Here is a 21618-nt window from a genome sequence, read left to right as displayed (position 1 = left end):
TGCGCGGCCGGGCGACGTCAGATCGGCGTGGAGACGGGCGGTATCGTCGCCGTCTTGTTGAGCTTGCGTTCGCGCCAGATGACATAGAGGCCGGAGGCGATGATGATGGCGATGCCGAGCCATTTCACGGCATCCGGCAGATGGCCGAACACGAACCAGCCGAGGATCGTCGCCGAGACGATCTCCAGATATTGCAGCGGGGCGAGCGTGGAGGCGGGCGCCGAGCGATAGGCATAGACGCCGAGCACGCCGGCAATGGTGGCGGCGACGGCGGCGCCGGCGATGTAGAGCGTGTTCGCCATGTCCGGCACGACGGGCGTCAGCATGGCGATGCCGAGCCTGCCGCCGGCAAGAAGCAGCAGGCCGGAGAACAGCGCGCCCCAGAGGCCGGCATAGAACTGCATGGACCAGGGATCCTCCTTCTGGGCGACGAGCCGGGTGAGGAGGAAGAACAGCGCGAGCGAGAAGGCCGCCACGACCGGCAGCAGCGCGATCGGGCCGACCTCCTGCAGGCTCGGCTGGATGACCAGCAGCGAGCCGAGGAAACCGACGCCGCAGGCCGTGTAGCGCCGCCAGCCGATGGTCTCCTTCAGGAAGATCGAGCCGAGGATGGTCAGGATGATCGGCTCGACGAAGAAGATGGCGATGGCATCGGCCACTTCCATGACGGCGAGCGGCGTGACGAAGGTGATCATGGTGATGGCCATCAGCAGGCCGCGGGCGGCATGCAGGCCCATCTTCCGGAAGGTCACGTCCAAAAGCGTGCCGCGCAGGAGACAGATCGGCCCCAGCACGGTCATCTGGAAGAGCAGGCGCACGAAGGTGATCTCGGTCGCGGGGACCGACGTGACCGCGAGCTTGGCGAAGATATCGATGATCGGCGAGATGAGCACCGAGAGCACCATGAGCAGGAGCCCGAGGCCGACCTCGTTGCGCAGCGGGGCGATGGTGGCGGATGTGGTCATGCGTGTTCCGGGGCGCGGGTCCATGCGTCGGCCACCCGCCGGCACCAGCCGGCAAAGGCGTCGACGGCGGGATCGCGGAGCGGCCGGCTCTCCTTGAGCGTTTCGTGACGCATGCCGCGATAGACGGTTGTCGTGACGTCCTCAAGCCGCGATTTTTTCAGTCGCCCGGCAAAGGCGTGCACGGCGCGGCCGAAATCCGTCGCCGGGTCCTCCGCGCCGCCGACGAGATGGATCGGCAGCCGCCTCGGCAGGCGCGCAAGCCCTTGTGCCGAGGCATTGGCGAAGGTGACGGCGAAGATGTCGATCCACATGGCGACATTGACGTCGAAGCCGCAGTGGGGATCGGCGATATAGGCGTCCACCTCGGCCGGGTCGTGCGACAGCCAGTCGAAATCCGTGCGGCGGTTCGCGATGGAGCGGCCCCAGGCCCCGAAGGTCAGGCGCGGCAGCACGCTGCTCGGCACGTCCGATCCCTTCAGCATGCGTTCTGCCGCCAGCACGGCCTGCGCCACGCGCCCGGCAAGCCCGGGTTCGAGATTGGAATTCCACACGGCGAGCGCGTCGATATCGCCGGGGTGTGCCTCGGCGAAGGCGAGCGCCATGAGCCCGCCCATCGAGTGGCCGAAGAGCACGACCGGAAGGCCGGGATGCCGTGCCGCCGCATGGTCGCGCACGGCGCGCATGTCCGCGATCACCCGGGCGATGCCGCCCTTCGGCGCGAACTGGCCGCGCGGGGCATCCGGCGCGCTGGTGAAGCCGTGGCCGCGATGGTCGTGGGCATAGACATGGAACCCCTCCGCCGCCAGGCGCGCGGCGAACGCCGCATATCGCGCGCTGTGCTCGGCAAGGCCGTGGCTGATCAGCAGGATGCCGCGGGGAATGCCCCGGGCAGCCTCGTGCCGCAGCGCAAGGCTCGCCCCGCTCGGGCTTTGCAGCGTCGAAACCTGCGAAAACACCGGTCCATCCTCCCGTTTCGGCCCTCCCGTTCTGGCAAGGTCAACGCGATTTGCCGTTGAAAGACAATGGGATGCGGCGTGTATTTTTCGATTTTCTCCCGCATGTCGCGTTTTTTCCGATTCATGGTTGCATTTTCCGGATCTTTGGTTGTAAATGATCTTGTTTTGTTCTCGTTGGGGGAGCCGGTCATGACGACCAATGCCGCACTGATTTTCAAAGCCGTCCTTTTCCTTGCCGTCCTGCCGTTGCTTCTCGCGTGTCTCGCGCTGGCTGCCGGTTTCCGTCCCGCCGCCGCGCAGACGGCGCCGGCAGGCGGCGGCGCGCGCGAGGTCCTATCCGTCAGCTGGCAGGCGGGCTACTGCGCCGCCCGGCCGAAAAGCCGCGGCTGCGCGGATTTCTCCGTGGACGCGCCGGCCGCAAGGCAGTTCTCGCTGCTCAGCCGCTTCCAGCTGCGCAAGAGCTATTGCGGCGTCGAGGCGGGCCTCAAGCAGCAGGCGCGCAAGGGCAAGTGGACGGAGCTGCCGGATCTCGTGCTCGCTTCCGGCACGAAGGCGCGCCTGATGGCCGCGATGCCCGCCGCGCGCCTCGGCCTCGACCGCCAGCAATGGCTGCGCAGCGGCAGCTGCGTCGCCGCCTCGCCGGAGGACTACTACAGCCGCTCGCTCGACCTGCTCGACGCGCTCAACGCCTCGCCGGTGCGCGCGCTCTTCACGCAGAAGGCGGGGGCGGCGATCACCCTTGCCGAAGTCCGCGCCGCCTTCGACGCGGCCTTCGGGGCGGGGGCCGGCGAGCGGGTGCGCCTCATCTGCCGCAAGACGGACGGCGGGCCCGTCGTGACCGGCCTCACCATCGGCCTTGCCGGCGACGCGCCGACGCTCGCGGACCGCATCGCCGCCGCCTCGCCGACGAAGTCCCGCTGCACCGAGGGGACGACGGGCGCGGGGCAGGCGGGGTAGGAGTGGCGGACGGGCGGGCTGCTGCGCCGATCTGGACTGCGGTGCTGCCGCGGAGGGTGTCACGGCGATGCGGGGCGGTGTTTCCGCCCCGGGGCGCGATGCGGCTTTCTCAGATTGCCGCGGGCGGAGAATTCGCCTACATAGCGGGCAAATTTGTCCGATCCGGAGCGCGTTTTCATGGCACGTCAGTTCATCTACCACATGTCGGGGCTCAACAAGGCCTATGGCAACAAGAAGATCCTCGAGAACATCCATCTGTCGTTCTATCCGGACGCAAAGATCGGCATCCTCGGCCCGAACGGCGCCGGCAAGTCGACCGTGCTGCGCATCATGGCCGGCCTCGACAAGGAGTTCACCGGCGAGGCCTGGCTTGCCGACGGCGCGACCCTCGGCTACCTGCCGCAGGAGCCGCAGCTCGATGCGTCCAAGACCGTGCTCGAGAACGTCATGGAGGGCGTCGCCCCCAAGAAGGCGATCCTCGACCGCTACAACGAACTGATGATGAACTATTCCGACGAGACGGCGGAAGAGGGCGCGAAGCTCCAGGACATCATCGACAGCCAGAACCTCTGGGACCTCGAAAGCCAGGTCGAGATGGCGATGGACGCGCTGCGCTGCCCGCCGGGCGACGCCTCGGTCGACAATCTCTCGGGCGGTGAAAAGCGCCGCGTCGCGCTCTGCAAGCTGCTGCTCGCCCAGCCGGACCTGCTGCTGCTCGACGAACCGACCAACCACCTCGACGCCGAGACGATCGCTTGGCTCGAAAAGCACCTGCGCGAATATCCGGGCTCCGTGCTGATGATCACGCACGATCGCTACTTCCTCGACAATGTCACCGGCTGGATCCTCGAGCTCGACCGCGGCCGCGGCATCCCCTACGAGGGCAACTATTCCGCCTACCTGCAGGCCAAGGCCAAGCGCATGCAGCAGGAAGGCCGCGAAGAGGCGACCCGCCAGAAGGCGCTCGCCCGCGAGCAGGAATGGATCGCCTCCTCGCCGAAGGCCCGCCAGGCCAAGTCCAAGGCCCGTATCCGCGCCTATGACGAACTGGTGCAGGCCGCGGCCGAGCGCCGCCCCGGCGACGCGCAGATCGTCATCCCGGTCGGCGAACGCCTCGGCAACGTGGTCATCGAGGCGGAGAACCTCACCAAGTCCTACGGCGACCGCGTGCTGATCGAGAACCTGACGTTCAAGCTGCCGCCCGGCGGCATCGTCGGCGTCATCGGCCCGAACGGCGCCGGCAAGACGACGCTCTTCCGCATGATCACCGGCCAGGAGCAGCCGGATTCGGGCTCGATCACCGTCGGCGAGACGGTCGATCTCGGTTATGTCGACCAGAGCCGCGATGCGCTCGCCGGCGACAAGACCGTCTGGGAGGAGATCTCCGGCGGCAACGACATCATCAAGCTCGGCAAGCACGAGATGAACAGCCGCGCCTATTGCGGCGCCTTCAACTTCAAGGGCGGCGACCAGCAGCAGAAGGTCGGCACGCTCTCGGGCGGCCAGCGCAACCGCGTGCACCTCGCCAAGATGCTGAAGGCCGGCGGCAATGTCATCCTGCTCGACGAACCGACCAACGACCTCGACACCGAAACGCTGGGGGCGCTGGAAGACGCGCTGGAAAACTTCGCCGGCTGCGCCGTCATCATCTCGCACGACCGCATGTTCCTTGACCGCCTGGCGACCCACATCCTCGCCTTCGAGGGCGACAGCCACGTCGAATGGTTCGAGGGCAACTTCGAGGACTACGAGAAGGACAAGATCCGCCGCCTCGGCGCGGATGCCGTCAACCCGAAGCGGGTGACCTACAAGCGCCTGACGCGCTGATCGGCGCTGCGTCCCGCCCTTTGAGAAACCCCGGTTCGCCGGGGTTTTTCTTTGGGCGTATCGGTGGGAAGATCGGCGACACGGATTTGCCCTTGCGCGACACGGGTTAATCACATAAACATATCTTTATGTCTTGATTGGATAAGCCATGGGCGACACGCAGAAACTCGGACTGGACGACATCGTGGAGATCCTGAAGGCGGCGGGCGAGCCGACGCGCCTTCGCCTTCTCGCGCTGCTTTCGCATGGTGACCTGACCGTGACCGACCTGACCGATATCCTCGGCCAGTCCCAGCCGCGCATCTCGCGCCACCTGAAGCTGCTCGCCGAGGCCGCGCTGGTCGATCGCTACCAGGAGGGCGCCTGGGCCTTCTTCCGGCTGAGCCAGGGCGGATCGGCCGTGGCGCTCGTCCGCCAGCTCCTCGAGGCCGCCGACCCGGCGGATGCGGTTTTCGCGCGTGATGACGAGCGGCTGCGGGTGCTGAAGAAGATCCGCGCCGACAAGGCGCAGGCCTATTTCAGCCGCAACGCCGCGGAATGGGACGCGGTGCGCCGGCTGCATGTCAGCGAGGCGGAGGTGGAGGCGAAGCTCGCCGCGATGATCGGCGCGGAGCCGGTGGACGCCTTCCTCGACCTCGGCACGGGCACGGGGCGCATCCTGCAGCTGTTCGAAGGGCTCTACAGGCGCGGCGTCGGCGTCGATGCCAGCCGCGACATGCTGGCGGTCGCGCGCGCCAATCTCGACCGGGCCGGCGTCACCAAGGCGTCGATCCGCCACGGCGATATCTTCAACCTGCCGCTGGAGCGTGACGAGTTCGACGTCGTGACGATCCATCAGGTGCTGCACTTCCTGGACGAGCCGGAGGCCGCGGTGGCGGAGGCCGCGCGCATGCTCGCCCCCGGCGGGCGCCTTGCCATCATCGACCTTGCCCCGCACGCGCTCGAACATCTGCGCGACGAGCATGCCCATATCCGCCTCGGCTTCTCGCACCAGACGCTCGCCGAATGGCTGGAGAAGGCAGGGCTTGCCGTCGAGGAGATCGTCGACCTCAAGCCCGCGCATTCGGCCGCCGATGCGCTGACCGTCACCATCTGGCTTGCCCGCGACCAGCGCGAACGGGCGGCCGACACCATTGCCATCCGCAGGAGGAGTTGACATGAAACCGGCGACCGCCAGCCCAGCCCGCAAGGACATCCGCCTGTCTTTCGAATTCTTCCCGCCGAAATCGGCGGAGGCCGAAGGACAGCTGTGGGAGACGGCCGCCGCGCTTTCGGCCTATGAGCCGGGTTTCATGTCGGTGACCTACGGCGCCGGCGGCTCCACCAAGGCCCCGACGCTCGCCACCGTCCGCCATCTCCTCTCGATGGGCCTGCCGGCGGCCTCGCACCTGACCTGCGTGGGCGCGACGAAGGAGGAGGTGCACGCCGTCGTCGCCGAGTTCCAGGCGGTCGGCGTCAGGCATTTCGTGGCGCTGCGCGGCGACCCGCCGGGCGGCGTCGGCACGCCCTACCAGCCGCATCCCGGCGGCTATGCCAATGCGGCGGAGCTGACCGCCGGCCTGCGCGGCCTCGCCGATTTCGAGATCTCCGTGTCGGCCTATCCGGAAAAGCATCCGCAGAGCCCGGATGTTGCCGCCGACATCGACATGCTCAAGCGCAAGGTGGATGCTGGCGCGACGCGCGCGCTCACCCAGTTCTTCTTCGAGAACGACGATTTCGAGCGCTACCTGGAGCGCGTGCGCAAGGCCGGCATCGCGATCCCGGTCGTGCCGGGCATCCTGCCGGTGCACAACCTCGCCCAGGTGCAGAAATTCGCCGGCCTCTGCGGGGCATCCGTGCCGGGCTGGCTGGCCGACCGGCTGGCGCCCATCGACGACCGGCCGCAGGAGCGCGCGGCCGTGGCGATCGACCTCGCCGCCCGCCAGGTGGAGAACCTCATCGCCCGGGGTGTCGGCGAATTCCATTTCTATACGATGAACCGCGCCACGCTCGTCTCGGCGGTCTGCGACCGCGCCGGCTTTGCCCGGAACGCGCGCCATGCGGCCGGGGCGGCGGCCTGACCGCCGGTCCCGCCCGACAGAACCGATCGCCGAAATGAAAATGCATGGCGCCGTCTCCGGGCCATGCATCCTTCTTGAATTCGTTTCGGCAGGGTCTTTTTGGTTTTTTCGTCCCTGGCCTCCCGGACTGCGCTTTGATCGCCTCAGATGAAGATCATCGTTGCGATGAAGAGGAACGCTGCACTGATCATCAGAACATTCAAGGAATGTGTGAGTCCCATGGCTACCTCCTTGCGTTTGCGGATCGATATTACGACCTAAAAAAGCGTATTGGAAAGGCGTTTTGTTGCTGCGTTGCAACATCCGGCATTCGCCGGGCCCTTATTCACAATGCTAACCTGCTGAATTTTCTCCTCTATCGTGGCCGCCACAAAAAATTCACAATCCCTACCAGATGACGAATGCCGACATTGTGCATTTACCAATGTGGCGCAAGTCGGGCGGCCATTCCGGCGGATTGCCATGAAACGGCCGGGAATGCGCTTTGTTCCCGCATTTTTCAGGCGGTGCGGAAACGGGCGAAAAGGCGCCCGTCGAGCACCACGAGGCCGAGGAGCACCAGGGCCATGCCGAGCATGCCGAGCGGCGTCAGGGTTTCGCCGAGGAAGAGCATGCCGGCGAGGATAGCGCTCGGCGGCACGAGCAGCGTGACGAGCGAGGTATTGGTCGCGCCGGCGGCCGCCATGATTCGGAAGAACAGGATGTAGCCGTAGGCCGTCGAGACCAGCGCCAGCGCCAGGACGGCGAGGATGGCCGGCAGCGGGGGCAGGGGGATCTGCCAGGGCGTATCGAGGGCGAAGGAAACGGGCAGCATCAGCAGCGTCGAAGCGGTGAGCTGGCCGGCGGCGGTGACAGGCGCCGCGACGTCGCGGAAGCGTTTGCCGTAGGTTGCCGCAAGGCCATAGGAGGCGGCGGCAAGCACGGGCAGGACGACGGACCAGAGCGGCGGGCCGCTGTCGCCGGTGAAGGGCGCGAGCGCGCGCGGGCCGATCAGCACCGCCGTGCCGACGAGGCCGATCAGGCAGCCGGCGATCTTTTGCGAGGAGAGCTTTTCGTCCAGCGTGAACCGGTTGGCGATGAGCACGGTGAAGATCGGCGTCGTCGCGTTGAGGATGGAGGCAAGGCCGGCGCCGATCTGCGTCTGGCCGAGGAAGATCAGCATGTGCGGCACGGCATTGTTGATGAGGCCGAGCAGCAGGAACGCGCGCCAGCGGGCGCGCAGCGTCGCGTAGATATCGAACCGGCCGGCAACATAGACATGCAGCGCAAGCGCGGCGATGCCGACGCGCAGGAGCACGAGGGTGGCCGGAGGAACATGGGCGACGGCGACGCGGGCAAAGAAGAAGGAGCCGCCCCAGATCATGCCGAGCAGGGCAAGCAGGCCCCAGGTACGTGCGCTCATGCGCATTGCTGATACCGATACCGGCTGTTCCATTGTTCTCTCCCTGGCACGCTGCCGTCTGCCGGCCTGGCGCACGGGCAGAAAGACAGAGCGGCAGCCCGGCCGAAACCGGGCTGCCGCTCTGGGTCTCTTCATGCCTATAGCACCGCGCTTGCGCGGCGCCACCCGATTTCCGTCACAGGGCGGACAGCAGGGCCTGGGTCGCCCAGCCGTCGGCGGGCAGGCCGAGGCGCAGCTGTTCCTTCTGGATCGCGGCGCGCGTGCCGGAGCCGAGGATGCCGTCGATCTTGCCGACATCGTGGCCGAGGCCCTGCAGCTTGGTCTGCAGCTGCTTCATGCTATCCTCGGAAAGGCCTTCCTCCGGGGTGCCGCGCTCATAGGGCGGGGCGCCGGCAAGGCGGGTCGCGAAATAGGCCGCCGACGTCGTGTAGATGAACGACTGGTTCCATTCGAGATAGATCTTGAAGTTGGGGTAGGTGATGAAGGCCGGGCCCTTGCGGCCCTGCGGCAGCACCAGCGAGGCTTCCAGGTTGCCGAAGGAGGTGTCGCCGTCGCGCGGCTTGACGCCGAGGGCGAACCAGTCGGCCGCCTTCATGCCCGGCTGCAGGCCGGTCTTCTCGAAGGGCAGCACATCGGGCACGGAGACTTCCTGGATCCAGGGCTGGCCCTTCACGAAGCCGAGGTGCTGGATGAACTTGGCGGCCGTCAGGATCGCGTCCGGCGAGGACTGCTTGACGTTGACGTGGTTGTCGCCATCGCCGTCGACGCCGAATTCGATGATGTCCTTCGGCAGCATCTGCACCTGGCCGATCTCGCCGGCCCAGGCGCCCGTGGTGCCGTTCGGGTCGAGGTCGCCATGGCCGACCATCTCGATGGCGGCGAGAAGCTGCGGGCGGAAGAGCTCCGGCCGGCGGCAGTCGTGCGAGAGCGTCACCAGCGCGTTGCGGGTGTTGAAATCGCCCTGCACGGCGCCGAAATCGGTTTCCATCGCCCAGAAGGCGGCGATGATCGGTCCCGGCACGCCGAATTCCTGCTCGGCGCGCTGGAAGACCGGAGCGAGGTCCTTCAGCTTCTTGCGGCCGATATCGAGGCGCGACTGGCTGACCGTGCGCTTAGAGAATTCGAGGAAGGTCTGGCGGAAGACGCCCTGGGCGCGGTCGCGCGACAACACCTTCTGGTCGATGGCGGCGCCGGCAAGCGCCCGGTCGGCGACATCGGCCGGAACGCCGCGTGCCAGCGCCTCGGCCTTCACGCCCTGAAGGAAGGCATTGAAGTCGCCGCCGCAGGCCGCCGTCGATTGGGCGTGCGCGCTGCCGGCGAGAAGAAGGGCCACGAGGCCTGCTGCAAGTTTCGTCTTCAGGTTTAGCCGCATCTCGAATGCTCCTTGGTCCGTTGCTGGCCCGGCTGTCTCAGATGAATGTGACGGAAGCAAGAAGAAAACGGCGGCCGCGGCGCGCCGTCGCCCTTTTCACGCGATTGTGCCTTCATGGCGCCGCGCGTCGGCCGCGAGGCGCCGAGGTCATCACGGAATCACGGTGCGGTCAGCGGGAAACCGTCTTCACCCAGCTGTTCCAGTTCTTCGCGGAGCCGGCGAAGACGTTGATGTCCGTATTGCCGGAAATGCCCGGCACGACGCCTGTCGAAGTATATTGCCAGAACGCCCACTTGCGCGCCGAATAGATGTTCTCCGGATGGTTCGCCACCGAGCGCAGCCAGAAGGGATAGGCCTCGAAATGGCCAACGAGGTTGTCGCGGTGGAAATCGACCGTCGTGTAGATGATCGGGCGCTTGCCGTAGTGCTTTTCGATACGGTCCATGAAGCGTTGCAGGGCGGTGCGCACCTCGTCCGGAGGCGGGCGCAGCTTGCAGGTCGGCGAGACGGGGTTCCATTCGGCGTCCAGCACCGGCGGAAGCTGAACGGCCTCCTTCGGCACGTTGGCGATGAACCAGTCGGCCTGGGCGTCCGCCGTCGAGCAGAAATAGTAGAAATGGTAGGGCGCGTGGGCGACGCCGGCCGCGCGCGCGCCGCGCCAGTATTCGGCAAAGCGGCTGTCGAGACGGTCGGTGCCCTCGGTCGCCTTCAGGAAGGCGAAGGAGACGCCGCTCTTCTTCACCGCCGGCCAGTCGATGTCTCCGTTCCATTTGGAAACGTCGATGCCGTGAACCTCGTGGCGATGCGGATTGCGCGCGCCGAAATCCTGCGGGTCCTTGTCGTCGAAGCGCGGCGGCACGGAGGCGGTCGACACGAGGTCGTAGTCGGTGGTGGAACAGGACGAAGCAAGAAGGGCGAGGGGCAGCAGAGCCAGAATGAGCCGACGCATGGGGGTCCCGTTGTTGCGCGTTTCCTAATCCTGCCTCGAACGGGGCGGGTCGTAAAGGGCGGACGCGCGAGACGGATCGAACACCACTCGCATGTTTCCGTAAAATTATGGTTAGCAGGCCGTTAAGCCGCGCGCGAAAGCCCCTCACCGTTCAGCACGGGGAGGGGTTTTGGCGGCTGGATACCGCTTGCGTCAGAACTTCATGCTCACGCCGAGCATGATCGAATGCGAATCGAGGTCGCCCCGCCGGCCGGCGGCATCGAAGATGTCGGAGTTGCCGTAGTCCGTGTAGCGGTACTCGATGCGGCCCGCCACCGTGTCGGTGAAGGCCTGCTCGACGCCCGCGCCGATCGTCCAGCCATGGACCGTGTCCTTCTCCTTCACGCCGGTGTCGCTGTTTTCAAGCTCCGCGCGGGTAAAGGCCCAGCCGCCCGTGCCGTAGATCAGGGTGCGGTCGAAGGCGTAGCCGAGGCGGGCGCGCACCGAGCCGCCCCAGTTCGTCTCCGCCTCGTAGCGCGTGCCGCCCGAGGCGAAGCGCTCGTTGTTGAAGTCGTGCTTGATGTCGGCTTCAACACCGTAGACCCAGCCGTCGTTGAAGAAGTTGTAGCCGGCATAGGCGCCGAGCGCGAAATCGTCGAGGCTTCTGTCTATGGCGGGGGCCGGGCCGCCGGAATTGAGATTCGTCCAGGCATAGCCGGCGTTCACGCCGACATAGAAGCCACCCCAATCATAGACGCCGGCCGCCGTCTCGACGATCGGCGTTTCCGCCGGCGGTTCGGCAATGGTCATGTCCGCCGCAAAGGCCGGGAGCGCACCGGCGCTGACGAGGATGCCGGCGGCACCGAAAATCATGGATTTCATCTGATGGTCCTTCCCACTCGGATACTCGCACGAAGCCCCACGCACGAATGACAACAAGGTCTCCAACGCGGAAAGGGCGCGATGGTTCCGAAGAAAAATACCCCCTTGAATCTTGGGGGGCGGATGCCAACGCTCCCTTAACACTCTGTCATTCTTTGTTCGCTAGAAACATCCGTGGGGCCGGCATTGGCCCGACGCACCCTGTTGTCATGATAACAACGGTTTAGGGTTACATGATGTTGAAAACCTTGTTGCCGAGGATCGAGCAGCGCTATGCGCTGACGGGGTCGATTTTCGGAGCCTTCCTTCCGACCCTCTGCTTTGCCGCCGACCAGCTCCTGCGGGATACCGCGCAGGAGAGCCTCTTCGGCTTTTCCGCCCCCACCGCCACGGCGCTTGCGCTCATGCCCGTCTTCTTCGGCGTCGGCTTCTACCAGATCGGCCGCTCGAAGGCGCTGCTCATCGCCGAGCTCAGCCAGCGCCGGCAGACCGAGCAGCGGCTGACGCACGATGCCCATCACGACCGGCTGACGGGGCTTGCCAACCGGTTCTGCCTCGAGCGCGACATCCAGGCTGTCGTCGAGAAGAGCGAGGAGGCGGACCGGCCGGCTCTGCTGCTGCTCGACCTCGACCGCTTCAAGTTCGTCAACGACAGCCTCGGCCACGATGCGGGCGACGCGCTGCTTGCCGCCATCGCCGGGCGGCTGCGGCGCGCGCTCTGCGCGACGACGGGCATCTACCGGCTCGGCGGCGACGAATTCGTCGTGACGATCGCGGGACGGCCCTCGGCGGGCAAGATCGAGGATGTCTGCCGCACGATCTGCGACCTCTTCGCCGAGCCGTTCGAATTGAAGCGCCACCGGGTCACGAGCGGCTGCAGCATCGGCGTGACCTTCATGGAAGCGGGCGACACGTCGATGTCCGAGCTTCTGAAACGCGCCGATCTCGCGCTCTACGAGGCGAAGGCGATGCCCGGCAGCGGCTTCCGCTTCTTCGATGCGGCGCTGGCCGCGGACGTGCAGGCCCGGTCCGCCATCGAGCACGACCTCGCCCGGGCGATCCGTGCCGACGAGTTCTTCCTGGAATACCAGCCGATCGTCGGCGTGGAGAGCCGCACGGTGCGCGCTTTCGAGGCGCTGCTGCGCTGGCGGCATCCCGAAAAGGGGCGGATCATGCCCGACATGTTCATTCCGGCGGCGGAAAAGACCGGGCTCATCCTGCCGCTCGGCAACTGGGTGGTGCGCGAGGCCTGCCGCGAGGCGGCGACCTGGCCGGCACCGGCGGGCGTCGCCATCAATGTCGTCGGCGACCAGTTCAAGGACCGTGCCTTCGTCGGCTATGTCAAGCAATGCCTCATGGAGACCGGGCTTGCCCCGGGACGCCTGACGATCGAGGTGACGGAATCCGTCTTCTCGGTCGACGAGACGGTGATCCGGGAAAGCCTTTCGGAGCTGCGCAGCCATGGCGTGCGCGTTGCGCTCGACGATTTCGGCATCGGCTTCTCCTCGATCAACAACCTGCGCGCCTTCCCGATCGACCAGCTGAAGATCGACCGCTCCTTCGCGCGGGCCATGATGGAGAGCAAGCGGGATGCAGACCTCGTCGATATCATCCTGAAACTCGGCCGCACGTTCCAGGTGACGACGACGGTGGAGGGCATCGAATCCGAGGGCCAGCTCGACTTCATCCGCCAGCGCGGCGCCTCCGAGGCGCAGGGCTATCTGATCTCGGGGCCGGTGGCCGGGCCGGACGTGATGCGCTTCCTGGCGCAAACCGACAAACGGCTTTCGGCGTGACCGCGAAAAGCCTTTTCATGACAGGCAAATCCTGATTGTCTTCGAGGCTGGAAGGAGAGGCCGGTATGAGACGATTCTACAGGCTTGCCGCCTGGACGCTTTCCCTCCTTGCCCTCTTCGTGCTGGTTGGGGCGAGCTGGCTCATCGTATCGCCGCCCGCGCTGCTCAGCGTCGGTTCGGGCTATGCCGCCAAGATCGTTTGCTCCAGCGTCTTCATTTCCGGTCGCGACCCGCAACAGGTGCTTGCCGAGGACGTTCAGGCGCCCGGCCATCCGCTCCTGAAGCTCATGCGGCAGGATGTCGATCTTGCCGGCAAGACGGTGACGACGCACCTTCTCGGCCTCTTCGCCCCGGGTTACGCCGCCTGGCACGAGGGGTTCGGCTGCTCCGGCGTGCCGGACGGCGATTTCGAGGCGGCGCGGCAGGCGGTTTCCGATGTCGCCCTGCCGAAGGTGCCGCCGGCGGACCCGGCCGCCGCCTGGCCCGATGGCGAGGCGGTGACGCAGGACGCGCGCATCGCCGCGCTTCTTGCCGATCCCGCGCTTGCCGGTCCCGGCATGCGTGCGATCGTCGTCGTGCATGGCGGGCGCATCGTCGCGGAAGCCTATTCGGACGGTTTCTCGCAGGCGGTGCCGCTGCTCGGCTGGTCGATGACGAAGTCGGTCAACGCGGCGCTGGTCGGCCGGCTGATGCAGGCCGGCGCCCTGACGCCGGCCATGGACAATCTCTTCCCGGAATGGCGCGGCGACGGCCGCTCGAAGATCACCCTCGGCCAGCTCCTGGCCATGGAAAGCGGGCTCGCCTTCAACGAGAGCTACGGCAGCGTGGCGGATGTGACGCGCATGCTGTTCCTCGAACCGGACATGTCGCGCTTCGTGCTGTCGCTGCCGCTCGACGCCAATCCGGGCGAGCGCTTCACCTATTCCAGCGGCACGGCGGTGCTGTTGTCACGCATCTGGATGGGCGCGCTCGGCGGCCGGAGCCAGGCGTTGTCCTTCCCGGCGCGGGCGCTGTTCGCGCCGCTCGGCATGGCGAGCGCGGTCATGGAAACGGACGAGACCGGCATTTTCGTCGGCTCGTCCTACATGTATGCCACCGCGCGCGACTGGGCCCGCTTCTCGCTCTTCCTGCTCAACGACGGGGTGTGGAAGGGCAACCGGCTGCTGCCGGCCGGTTTCGTCGGGGCCATGGCGATGCCGACGAGAGCCTCGGGCGGGGCCTACAGCCATATGCAGACCTGGACGAAAGGCCCGGGCGATCGGAGCGATGCGGATTACGGCCTGCCGGACGTGACCTTCTGGATGCTGGGGCACGACGGGCAATCAGCCGCCATCATCCCGTCCAAGGGGCTTGCGGTGATCCGGCTGGGGCTGACGCCGTCGAAACTCGGCTACCGGCCCCAGCCGCTGGTGAAACGCGTCCTCGACATCCTGGACGCGGCGGACCTCGAGGCCGGTCAGGCGCCGACCTGAGCGATCCAGTCGTTGAGGTTGTAGGTGTTGGAGATGCGCGCGACCTTGCCGTCGCGGATCTCGAAGAAGGCGCCGGCGGGCAGCACATAGGTCTGGCCGTTGGCCTCCGGCAGGCCCTCGTCGGTGACGAGATACTGGCCGTTGACCGTGAATTCGGCCGCCCCGCGCGTGCCGTCGTCGTTCGACATGATGACGATGTCCGTCAGCGTCTCGCGGTAGCTGCGGTTCATGTGCGCCATGAAATCGCGGAAGGCGTCCTTGCCGACCTGGCGGCCGCCCTGGTTGATGTCGTGGATGACGTCCTCGTGCAGGAGGTCGAAGAAGGCCTCCATGTCCTGCCTGTTGAAAGCATCGTAGTAGGCGCGGATCGTCTCTTTTGCCGGCATGTCATCCCTCATATCGTTGCTCCGGATCGCTTCCGCTTTTCTCCGAATCGCGAAAACGCTCCATCTCCTTGTCCTCTAGCATTTCCGGACGCAAAACCGCTCCGCAGTTTTGCCGGAAATGCTTTCGGGCGAAGCCCGACCGCCTTATAGCATTGTTCAAACCGCTGGGAATATTCACGGATCATGCAGATCAAGATTGTTCATGGCACGGCCGTGACGCCGCATATCGCCGACCTCGCGCGCCTGCGCATCGAGGTCTTCCGCGCCTTCCCCTACCTCTACGAGGGCAGCGAGGACTACGAGGCCTCCTATCTTGCGACCTATGCGCAATCGCCCGAAAGCCTCTTCGTTCTGGCGCTGGACGGAGAGCGCATCGTCGGCGCCTCGACGGGCGTGCCGATGACGGACGCTTCGCAGGTTTTCCGCGTGCCGTTCGTTGCCGCGGGCATCGATCCGGCGAAGGTCTTCTATTTCGGCGAATCCGTGCTGCTTTCCGCCTATCGGGGCAGGGGGCTCGGCGTGCGGTTCTTCGAGGAGCGCGAGGCCTATGCCCGCCGCCTCGGCCGCTTCGACTGGTGCGCCTTCTGCGCCGTCGACCGTCCGGCGGATCACCCGCTGCGGCCGGCGGACTATGTTCCGCTCGATGAATTCTGGGGAAAGCGCGGCTATGAACGGCGCGCGGATTTGCGCACCCTGCTCGCCTGGCAGGATATCGGCGAAGCGGAGGAGACGGAAAAGTCGATGACGTTCTGGCTTAAGGACGCGCGCTGAGCGGTTGCCCTTCTCCCTGCCTGCCGGCACCTTCTTCCCGCAGGCAGGGAGAAGGCCTATGCCGACCCGGCTTCCCGCAAATCGTACGGACACCGATACTCAGGCAACAATGGGGAGGAAACCCGCTCCGCGATCCCCTTCGCCCCGCTTGCGGGGAGAAGGTGGCGGCAGCCGGATGAGGGGCAAGTCCTTACCTCAGGCCGGTCTCGTCGAGGAGGCCCTTGCGCTTGGCATGGTAGTAATAGCCGGCCGCATAGAGGCGCACGGCGCCGTCATTCTTGTCGTCGGCCACCATCCAGGCGCCGCGCAGGTATTTTCCGGCATATTTGATGTTCGTCTCGGCGTCGAACAGCCCTTCGGCCGGGCCTTCGTAGCCCATGCTCTTGGCGGTGGCGTACTTGATCTGCATCAGCCCGTAGTGGCCGCGGTTGTAGGCCTTGGGATTGTAGGTGCTTTCGCGCTTGACGACGCGGTGCAGGAGCGATTCCGGTATGCCGTAGAGCGCGGCATATTTGCTGATAAGCGCGTCGATCGGCGTGCCCGACTTCTTGAACGGCTGCTCGGCCTGCGGAACGAGGAGGCGGGTCTCCGTCGTCAGCACGGCGTTGCTGACCAGCGCGGGTTTTGCCAGCGGCACGATCTTGCGGCTGGCGACGAGCTGTTCGAGGCCTTCCGGCTCGCCGCTGTCGAAGCCCGGTTCCATGACGGAAACGCCGATGACGGTGTCGAAGCCCTGCTGCGTCGCGGTCGCGACGCCTGCGGCCTCGTTGCCGGCAAGCGCGGCGGTGGCCGCGGCTGCGCCCGTCACGGGCCTGGCTTCCGCAAGGGCCGAGACCGGAACGGCGGCGTCCGCGGTGCCGGCCGCGACGGCGATCGGCGTCGGCAGGGCGTCCGGCGTGTTTTCCGTGCCCGGCTTGGCGTCGGGCAGGGCGGCATAGGAGACTTCCGTCGTCGTCCCGTCGGCGGCGGCGATATCCGTGGTCTCCGCCGATGCGGGCGTCACGGTCCGCGCCGAGGTCGCGTCGTCGGCGACGCTGGCGCAGCCGGCAAGGGTCGCAAGAAGGCCTGCGCAGGCAAGCGTGGCAATGCGTGCCGGACGGGAAACGGGGGTATCAGCCATGGTCGTCGCTCTCGGTTTGCCGGGGTGCGCGGGCGCCGGAGCGCCCCCGTCTTTGCAAATCAATCGGCCGTGGCCGTGTCCCGTCCATAGCCGATCGGGCGCGGGGCGGCAACCCGTAGGCTTGGCCATGCGTCAGGCGGTCGCCCGCTTGAGGCCGGCGGTGAGCAGTCCGGCGCCGATCAGCAGCGTGCCGCCGGTGCGGTTGACGGCCTTCTGGACCAAGGGTTTGCGGATGGTCTTGCGGGCCGCGGCGGCGAGCAGGGCGTAGGAAAAGGCGTTCAGCGTCGCGAGCACGAGGAAGGTGACCTCGAAGATCACCATCTGCGGCAGGACGGGCCGCGAGAGGTCGAGGAACTGCGGCAGGAAGGCGACGAAGAAGACGATGCTCTTGGGGTTCAGCGCGGTCACCACATAGGCATGGGCGAAGATGCGGAGGGGTTTTTCCTCCGCCGGGGCCGCGCCCTCGGCACCGGCCGCCACGGGCGCGCGCCACAGCTTGACGCCGAGCCAGACGAGATAGGCCGCGCCCACCCATTTCAGCACGGTGAAGATCGTCGCCGAGGTTGCGAGCAGCGCGCCGAGGCCGAGCATCGAGGCGGTCATGGCGGTAAAGTCGCCGAGCGCGACGCCGGCGACGGTGGCACCCGCCGTGCGGCGGCCGTGGCCGAGCGCATAGGAGATCACGAGGAGGATGGTCGGGCCGGGAATGGCCAGCATGACGGCGGAGGCGGCGGCGAAGGCAAGCCAATGTTCGAAGGACATGAAAACTCCCCGGATCGAGTGCGATCCGGGGAGCAAGCCACTACGGATTTTCGCCGTCAAGCAGCGTTTTCGCGGGAAGGCGTTATGCCGCCGGCTTCCACTTCTGGCCGATGGTGTCCATCACTTCGCCGAACCATTTTGCCGAGGTGTCGAAGTGCTTGCCGCCCTTGATGCGCGGGAACTCGATGGTGCGCAGCTTGCCGCCCTGGCCCTCGTCGTGGCCGGTGACGCCGGAGACCTTGTTGAGCGCGCTTTCGACGGCAAGGTCGGTCATGCTCTGGATGAGGCGGAGGTCGTCGCGGTTGGCGGGGGCGGAGCGGGCATAGTAGCCCGACTTCTGCACCATGGAGCGCTCGGCGCCGAGAAGGGCGGCGAACTGCTTGGAGAACCAGTTGCCGACATTGATCGTGTCGATCTTCACATGGCCGAAGGCGTCGCGCTTGACGGTTTCGCCGGCGGCTTCCCGCTCGGCGACGATGGCATCGAGGCAGGCGCCTTCCGAGACGAACAGCGTGACGAAGCCGGCGCGGTCCATGATGCCCTTGAGGCGCTCGGCTTCGGCTTCCAGGTTGAAGTCCAGCTCCGGCAGGTAGAGGCCGTCGATGTTCTTGAGCTGCTTGTTCATCATGAAGCCGTCGACATAGTCGTTGCCGCCGGTCTTCTGGATATAGGCGCGCGCCGTGGCGGCGGTGAGCCAGCCGCAATGGCGGCCCATCACCTCGTGCACGACGAGGGTCTTCGGCGCGGCGCTCTGCTCGTTGCTGACATGGTCGAAGAAGCCGGCGCCGACTTCGGCGGCCGTCCAGGCGCCCAGCGACTGGCGGATCGGCACGACGTCGTTGTCGACCGTCTTCGGCAGGCCGACGACGGTGAGGTTGTAGCCGTTGGCGCCGAGATAGGCGGCAAGGTCGGCCGCCGTCGTGTTGGTGTCGTCGCCGCCGATCGTGTGCAGGATGGTGATGCCGTCCTTGGCGAGCCGTTCGGCCGCCACGCGCAGCGGGTTCTCGCCTTCCTTGACGAGGCCGCGCTTCACGCAGTCGGCAGCGTTCGTCAGCTTGACGCGGCTGTTGCCGATCGGCGAGCCGCCATAGCGGTGGAGGAGGGGCGCCTTCTCGCGCATCTCCCGGGTGATCTCGATGCGGTCGGCAAGCAGGAGGCCCTGGTAGCCCGAGCGATAGGCGACGAGCTCGATGTCGGGTGCGATGTCGCTGTAGCGTTCGATGAGGCCTCCGACGGCGGATGACAGACAGGGGGCGAGCCCGCCCGCGGTCAGCATTGCGACTTTCTGCTTGGCCATAATTCCTCCTCGGCGTCAGCCCGTCTCGATGGTGCAGTTGCTCTAGCGCAGAATCCCCGGCAGGGGAACGGCGCGGCAAACTTATCCGCACTCCATGACGGATATCTCTCATGCTCCACAGGCGAAAACCGGACGCCCGGAAAATTTGATGCCTCCACTTATTGAGGGGCATCAAAATTTTGTCATCCAGCCATTTCCTGCCTTGCTTTCCCTGCAATTGTCTGATCAAGATCACCTTATGTTCCAGAATTCGCCCAGTTGCTTCATCAGTGCCGTATGGGATCGCCTCGTCGGCATGGTCTCGGACGCCGCCAGCAATGTGCTGTCGGGCGTGGTCGAGGCCGTGCGCACGCTGTTCGAGGGCGACCCGGAAACCCGCAAGCAGGTCGCCTTCTCGGTGGCGATGATCGCGCTTTCCGCCAAGATGGCGAAGGCGGACGGCATCGTGACGACCGCCGAGGTCGATGCCTTCAAGGATATCTTCAAGTATCCCGACAACCAGGCGGCCAATGTCGCCCGGCTCTACAACCTCGCGCGCCAGGATGTTGCTGGCTACGAGGCCTATGCGGAGAAGATGAAGGCGCTCTGCGTCTCCTGCGAGAAGAATTGCCCGATCCTCGAGGACATCGTCGACGGCCTGTTCCATATCGCGAAGGCCGACGGCCTGATCCACGAGAAGGAAATGGCCTTCCTCGGCCGCGTCGCCGAGATCTTCGGCATGGCGGACGAGCGCTTCGAGCAGATCACGGCGCGGCACGTCCATGCCAGCGGCCGCGACCCCTACAAGGTGCTGGGTGTCAAGCCGAGCGACGACTTTGCGGAAATCCGCAAGCGTTACCGGGTACTTGCCTCGGAGCACCATCCTGATAGGCTGGTGGCGCGTGGCGTGCCGGCCGAGTTCCGTCAGATTGCGAACGACCGCATGGCCGCGCTCAACGCTGCCTATGAGGCGATCGAGAAGGAACGCTGCGCTGCATGAGCGCATTCACATGTGACTACCCTGGTGCGACCGCCGCGCCGTCGCCGAACTTTGGCGCGCGGGCGGGCGGGCGCACGCCGGATATCATCCTCCTGCATTATACCGGCATGGACACCGCGGACGGCGCGCTGAAATGGCTCTGCGCGCCGGAAAGCCAGGTCTCCTGTCACTACTTCGTGCACGAGGACGGGCGCGTCGAGCAGCTCGTGCGCGAGGCGGACCGCGCCTGGCATGCGGGGAAAAGCTTCTGGAAGGGGGAGACCGATATCAATTCGGCTTCCATCGGCATCGAGATCGCCAATGCCGGGCATCCCGGCGGGCTGCCGGAGTTTCCCGACGCGCAGGTCGATGCGGTCGTCGAACTGTGTCTCGATTGTGGCAGGAGATGGGGGGTCGCTCCCGAACGGGTGCTCGCGCACTCCGACGTTGCCCCCGTCCGCAAGGTCGATCCGGGTGAAAAATTCCCCTGGGGCCGCCTCCATGCCGGAGGGGTCGGGCACTGGGTGGCGCCGTCGCCGATCGCCGGCGGGCGGTTCTTCCAGAAGGGGGATGCCGGCCAGCCGGTCGAAGCCCTTCAGACCATGCTGTCGCTCTACGGCTATGGCACTGAAATCGATGGGGTTTACTCGGAAAAAACAGAAGGCGCCGTCGCCGCTTTCCAGCGCCATTTCCGGCCGGAACGCGTCGATGGCATTGCCGATTTTTCGACCATCGACACGCTGCACCGGCTGCTTTCCGCGCTGCCGCGGCTGGCCGCCTGACAGCCTATCCGAATATTCGAATATTACGGTCTGTAACAGAAGTTTACCGTTTCGCCACATCCTGACCCGATTGGGCATGTTCTTTCCGCCTGCGTTCATTGCAGCGCAGCATGCGGTCAGGGCCTGATCGCAATCAATGAGGATCGAGACGTTTGCGCGGGCTGCGCGGCTTGAGATGCCGCGGGCCGGGGCTCTGCCTTTGCGCCTTTTGGAGACGATGACTAGATGAGAAGACTTCTTGCCGCCTTCGGTGCGGCCTGCTTTTGTGTGTCCGTTCTTTCCGCCGCCACGGCGCATGCCGAACCTTCTCGGGGCCCGGCCAAGAAACAGTATCTGTTCCAGACCTCCGAAAAACAGGAGGCCGCCGGCAAGGAAAAGCCGCGCAAGGTTTCCAGCAAGCGCAGCACCAAGCGCAAGACCGTCATCGACAAGGACGGCGTGGTCGTCGGCAGGCTGAAGACCTACAAGAGCACGACCGGCTATCCCAAGGCGGAGAACCCGCTGTCGGCGGAGCGCAAGACGGCCGGCTATTCCGGCCTGATCCAGACCTATGCCAAGGCCTATGGCGTGCCCGTCGACCTCGCCCATGCGGTGGTGCGCGTCGAGAGCAACTTCAACCCGCGGGCCCGCGGCAGCGCCGGCGAGATCGGCCTCATGCAGATCAAGCCGGCGACGGCGCGCATGATGGGCTATCGTGGCGGTGCCAAGGGCCTCTACGATCCCGAGACCAACATCAAGTTCGGCATGAAGTACCTCGCCATGGCGCACGACCTTTCCGGCGGCACGACCTGCGGCACGATCCTGCGCTACAATGCCGGCCATGGCGCCAAGCGCATGAACCCGGTCTCCAAGCGCTATTGCGGCAAGGTGCAGAGCATCATCGACTGACCGGCGCGACGTTTCGCGGGCTGGAATCGGCCCGCGG

The 21618-nt window shown here is 66.1% G+C and carries 20 protein-coding genes; 10 read left to right on the top strand and 10 right to left on the bottom strand.

From position 1 onward, the window contains the following. Positions 1-17 precede the first annotated feature (17 nt). Together AABQ55_RS17210 and AABQ55_RS17205 are read right to left on the bottom strand one after the other, a co-directional pair. Complete coding sequence (locus tag AABQ55_RS17210; RefSeq protein ID WP_064330590.1) at positions 18-965, bottom strand: DMT family transporter; 948 nt, start codon at positions 963-965, stop codon at positions 18-20. Next, positions 962-1921, bottom strand: coding sequence for an alpha/beta fold hydrolase (locus tag AABQ55_RS17205; RefSeq protein WP_272805873.1), 960 nt, complete (start codon positions 1919-1921; stop codon positions 962-964). Before AABQ55_RS17205 ends, AABQ55_RS17210 begins: the two co-directional genes overlap by 4 nt. Positions 1922-2110: 189 nt before the next feature. Here AABQ55_RS17205 and AABQ55_RS17200 point away from each other — a divergent pair, with 189 nt between their 5' ends. The 4 genes from AABQ55_RS17200 to metF all read left to right on the top strand — a co-directional run bounded on the left by AABQ55_RS17200 (position 2111) and on the right by metF (position 6765). Continuing rightward, positions 2111-2878 carry a ribonuclease gene (locus tag AABQ55_RS17200; RefSeq protein ID WP_272805872.1) on the top strand — a complete coding sequence of 256 codons (768 nt, stop codon included), beginning with the start codon at positions 2111-2113 and terminating at the stop codon, positions 2876-2878. 177 nt (positions 2879-3055) lie between these two features. Further along, positions 3056-4705 carry an energy-dependent translational throttle protein EttA gene (gene ettA / locus AABQ55_RS17195; RefSeq protein ID WP_244766810.1) on the top strand — a complete coding sequence of 550 codons (1650 nt, stop codon included), beginning with the start codon at positions 3056-3058 and terminating at the stop codon, positions 4703-4705. Between the two features lie 148 nt (positions 4706-4853). Further along, positions 4854-5861 (top strand): ArsR/SmtB family transcription factor, encoded by a 1008-nt coding sequence (locus tag AABQ55_RS17190; RefSeq protein WP_244766809.1) that lies wholly within the window; start codon positions 4854-4856, stop codon positions 5859-5861. 1 nt (position 5862) lies between these two features. Then, complete coding sequence (gene metF, locus AABQ55_RS17185) at positions 5863-6765, top strand: methylenetetrahydrofolate reductase [NAD(P)H] (RefSeq protein ID WP_272805871.1); 903 nt, start codon at positions 5863-5865, stop codon at positions 6763-6765. Positions 6766-7264: 499 nt separating this feature from the next. On the opposite strand, the gene AABQ55_RS17180 is transcribed toward metF, so the two are convergent. The 4 genes from AABQ55_RS17180 to AABQ55_RS17165 all read right to left on the bottom strand — a co-directional run bounded on the left by AABQ55_RS17180 (position 7265) and on the right by AABQ55_RS17165 (position 11349). After that, positions 7265-8173, bottom strand: a complete 909-nt coding sequence (locus AABQ55_RS17180) for a DMT family transporter (protein ID WP_272807485.1) — start codon at positions 8171-8173, stop codon at positions 7265-7267. Between the two features lie 169 nt (positions 8174-8342). Next, positions 8343-9539, bottom strand: coding sequence for a lytic murein transglycosylase (locus AABQ55_RS17175; RefSeq protein ID WP_272805870.1), 1197 nt, complete (start codon positions 9537-9539; stop codon positions 8343-8345). Between the two features lie 169 nt (positions 9540-9708). Then, positions 9709-10488, bottom strand: coding sequence for a glycoside hydrolase family 25 protein (locus AABQ55_RS17170; protein WP_272805869.1), 780 nt, complete (start codon positions 10486-10488; stop codon positions 9709-9711). A gap of 192 nt (positions 10489-10680) precedes the next feature. Then, entirely contained in the window at positions 10681-11349 is a 669-nt protein-coding gene (locus AABQ55_RS17165; RefSeq protein WP_272805868.1) for an outer membrane protein, read from the bottom strand. A 236-nt stretch (positions 11350-11585) separates the two neighbouring features. On the opposite strand from AABQ55_RS17165, the gene AABQ55_RS17160 reads away from it, so the two are divergent. Together AABQ55_RS17160 and AABQ55_RS17155 are read left to right on the top strand one after the other, a co-directional pair. Then, entirely contained in the window at positions 11586-13145 is a 1560-nt protein-coding gene (locus tag AABQ55_RS17160) for a putative bifunctional diguanylate cyclase/phosphodiesterase (RefSeq protein WP_288085057.1), read from the top strand. A 65-nt stretch (positions 13146-13210) separates the two neighbouring features. After that, positions 13211-14617 carry a serine hydrolase domain-containing protein gene (locus tag AABQ55_RS17155; protein WP_272805866.1) on the top strand — a complete coding sequence of 469 codons (1407 nt, stop codon included), beginning with the start codon at positions 13211-13213 and terminating at the stop codon, positions 14615-14617. On the opposite strand, the gene AABQ55_RS17150 is transcribed toward AABQ55_RS17155, so the two are convergent. Further along, entirely contained in the window at positions 14602-15003 is a 402-nt protein-coding gene (locus AABQ55_RS17150) for a ketosteroid isomerase-related protein (RefSeq protein WP_272805865.1), read from the bottom strand. The genes AABQ55_RS17155 and AABQ55_RS17150 overlap by 16 nt on opposite strands. 183 nt (positions 15004-15186) lie before the next feature. Between AABQ55_RS17150 and AABQ55_RS17145 the strand changes: the two genes are divergently transcribed. Further along, positions 15187-15774 carry a GNAT family N-acetyltransferase gene (locus AABQ55_RS17145; protein ID WP_244766801.1) on the top strand — a complete coding sequence of 196 codons (588 nt, stop codon included), beginning with the start codon at positions 15187-15189 and terminating at the stop codon, positions 15772-15774. 190 nt (positions 15775-15964) lie between these two features. Here the strand turns inward: AABQ55_RS17145 and AABQ55_RS17140 are convergent, their stop codons facing one another. From AABQ55_RS17140 to AABQ55_RS17130, 3 genes are all read right to left on the bottom strand, one after another. Then, the gene (locus AABQ55_RS17140; protein ID WP_272805864.1) at positions 15965-16894 is read right to left on the bottom strand and encodes a lytic transglycosylase domain-containing protein; all 930 of its coding nucleotides are present in this window, start codon (positions 16892-16894) and stop codon (positions 15965-15967) included. Between the two features lie 132 nt (positions 16895-17026). After that, positions 17027-17656 carry a LysE family translocator gene (locus tag AABQ55_RS17135; protein ID WP_272805863.1) on the bottom strand — a complete coding sequence of 210 codons (630 nt, stop codon included), beginning with the start codon at positions 17654-17656 and terminating at the stop codon, positions 17027-17029. Positions 17657-17738: 82 nt separating this feature from the next. Continuing rightward, positions 17739-18953 (bottom strand): pyrophosphate--fructose-6-phosphate 1-phosphotransferase, encoded by a 1215-nt coding sequence (locus AABQ55_RS17130; RefSeq protein ID WP_244766798.1) that lies wholly within the window; start codon positions 18951-18953, stop codon positions 17739-17741. 238 nt (positions 18954-19191) lie between these two features. On the opposite strand from AABQ55_RS17130, the gene AABQ55_RS17125 reads away from it, so the two are divergent. From AABQ55_RS17125 to AABQ55_RS17115, 3 genes are all read left to right on the top strand, one after another. Continuing rightward, entirely contained in the window at positions 19192-19932 is a 741-nt protein-coding gene (locus AABQ55_RS17125) for a J domain-containing protein (RefSeq protein ID WP_272805862.1), read from the top strand. Then, complete coding sequence (locus AABQ55_RS17120) at positions 19929-20693, top strand: N-acetylmuramoyl-L-alanine amidase (RefSeq protein ID WP_272805861.1); 765 nt, start codon at positions 19929-19931, stop codon at positions 20691-20693. Before AABQ55_RS17125 ends, AABQ55_RS17120 begins: the two co-directional genes overlap by 4 nt. A gap of 225 nt (positions 20694-20918) precedes the next feature. Continuing rightward, the gene (locus AABQ55_RS17115) at positions 20919-21581 is read left to right on the top strand and encodes a lytic transglycosylase domain-containing protein (RefSeq protein WP_244766795.1); all 663 of its coding nucleotides are present in this window, start codon (positions 20919-20921) and stop codon (positions 21579-21581) included. Positions 21582-21618 lie beyond the last annotated feature (37 nt).

Source organism: Shinella sp. WSD5-1, from assembly GCF_963942435.1.
Classification (GTDB): Bacteria; Pseudomonadota; Alphaproteobacteria; order Rhizobiales; family Rhizobiaceae; genus Shinella; species Shinella yambaruensis.
This window is presented reverse-complemented; position numbering and strand designations above follow the sequence as displayed.

Excerpts from the sequence above, each read along its gene's own strand:
- ettA (WP_244766810.1), top strand. The coding sequence starts at position 3,056 with ATGGCACGTCAGTTCATCTACCACATGTCGGGGCTCAACAAGGCCTAT.
- AABQ55_RS17190 (WP_244766809.1), top strand. The coding sequence starts at position 4,854 with ATGGGCGACACGCAGAAACTCGGACTGGACGACATCGTGGAGATCCTG.
- AABQ55_RS17135 (WP_272805863.1), bottom strand. The coding sequence starts at position 17,656 with ATGTCCTTCGAACATTGGCTTGCCTTCGCCGCCGCCTCCGCCGTCATG.
- AABQ55_RS17115 (WP_244766795.1), top strand. The coding sequence starts at position 20,919 with ATGAGAAGACTTCTTGCCGCCTTCGGTGCGGCCTGCTTTTGTGTGTCC.
- AABQ55_RS17180 (WP_272807485.1), bottom strand. The coding sequence starts at position 8,173 with ATGCGCATGAGCGCACGTACCTGGGGCCTGCTTGCCCTGCTCGGCATG.
- AABQ55_RS17210 (WP_064330590.1), bottom strand. The coding sequence starts at position 965 with ATGACCACATCCGCCACCATCGCCCCGCTGCGCAACGAGGTCGGCCTC.
- AABQ55_RS17200 (WP_272805872.1), top strand. The coding sequence starts at position 2,111 with ATGACGACCAATGCCGCACTGATTTTCAAAGCCGTCCTTTTCCTTGCC.
- AABQ55_RS17175 (WP_272805870.1), bottom strand. The coding sequence starts at position 9,539 with ATGCGGCTAAACCTGAAGACGAAACTTGCAGCAGGCCTCGTGGCCCTT.
- AABQ55_RS17145 (WP_244766801.1), top strand. The coding sequence starts at position 15,187 with ATGCAGATCAAGATTGTTCATGGCACGGCCGTGACGCCGCATATCGCC.
- AABQ55_RS17160 (WP_288085057.1), top strand. The coding sequence starts at position 11,586 with ATGTTGAAAACCTTGTTGCCGAGGATCGAGCAGCGCTATGCGCTGACG.
- AABQ55_RS17155 (WP_272805866.1), top strand. The coding sequence starts at position 13,211 with ATGAGACGATTCTACAGGCTTGCCGCCTGGACGCTTTCCCTCCTTGCC.
- AABQ55_RS17125 (WP_272805862.1), top strand. The coding sequence starts at position 19,192 with ATGTTCCAGAATTCGCCCAGTTGCTTCATCAGTGCCGTATGGGATCGC.
- metF (WP_272805871.1), top strand. The coding sequence starts at position 5,863 with ATGAAACCGGCGACCGCCAGCCCAGCCCGCAAGGACATCCGCCTGTCT.
- AABQ55_RS17120 (WP_272805861.1), top strand. The coding sequence starts at position 19,929 with ATGAGCGCATTCACATGTGACTACCCTGGTGCGACCGCCGCGCCGTCG.
- AABQ55_RS17165 (WP_272805868.1), bottom strand. The coding sequence starts at position 11,349 with ATGAAATCCATGATTTTCGGTGCCGCCGGCATCCTCGTCAGCGCCGGT.
- AABQ55_RS17140 (WP_272805864.1), bottom strand. The coding sequence starts at position 16,894 with ATGGCTGATACCCCCGTTTCCCGTCCGGCACGCATTGCCACGCTTGCC.
- AABQ55_RS17170 (WP_272805869.1), bottom strand. The coding sequence starts at position 10,488 with ATGCGTCGGCTCATTCTGGCTCTGCTGCCCCTCGCCCTTCTTGCTTCG.
- AABQ55_RS17130 (WP_244766798.1), bottom strand. The coding sequence starts at position 18,953 with ATGGCCAAGCAGAAAGTCGCAATGCTGACCGCGGGCGGGCTCGCCCCC.
- AABQ55_RS17150 (WP_272805865.1), bottom strand. The coding sequence starts at position 15,003 with ATGCCGGCAAAAGAGACGATCCGCGCCTACTACGATGCTTTCAACAGG.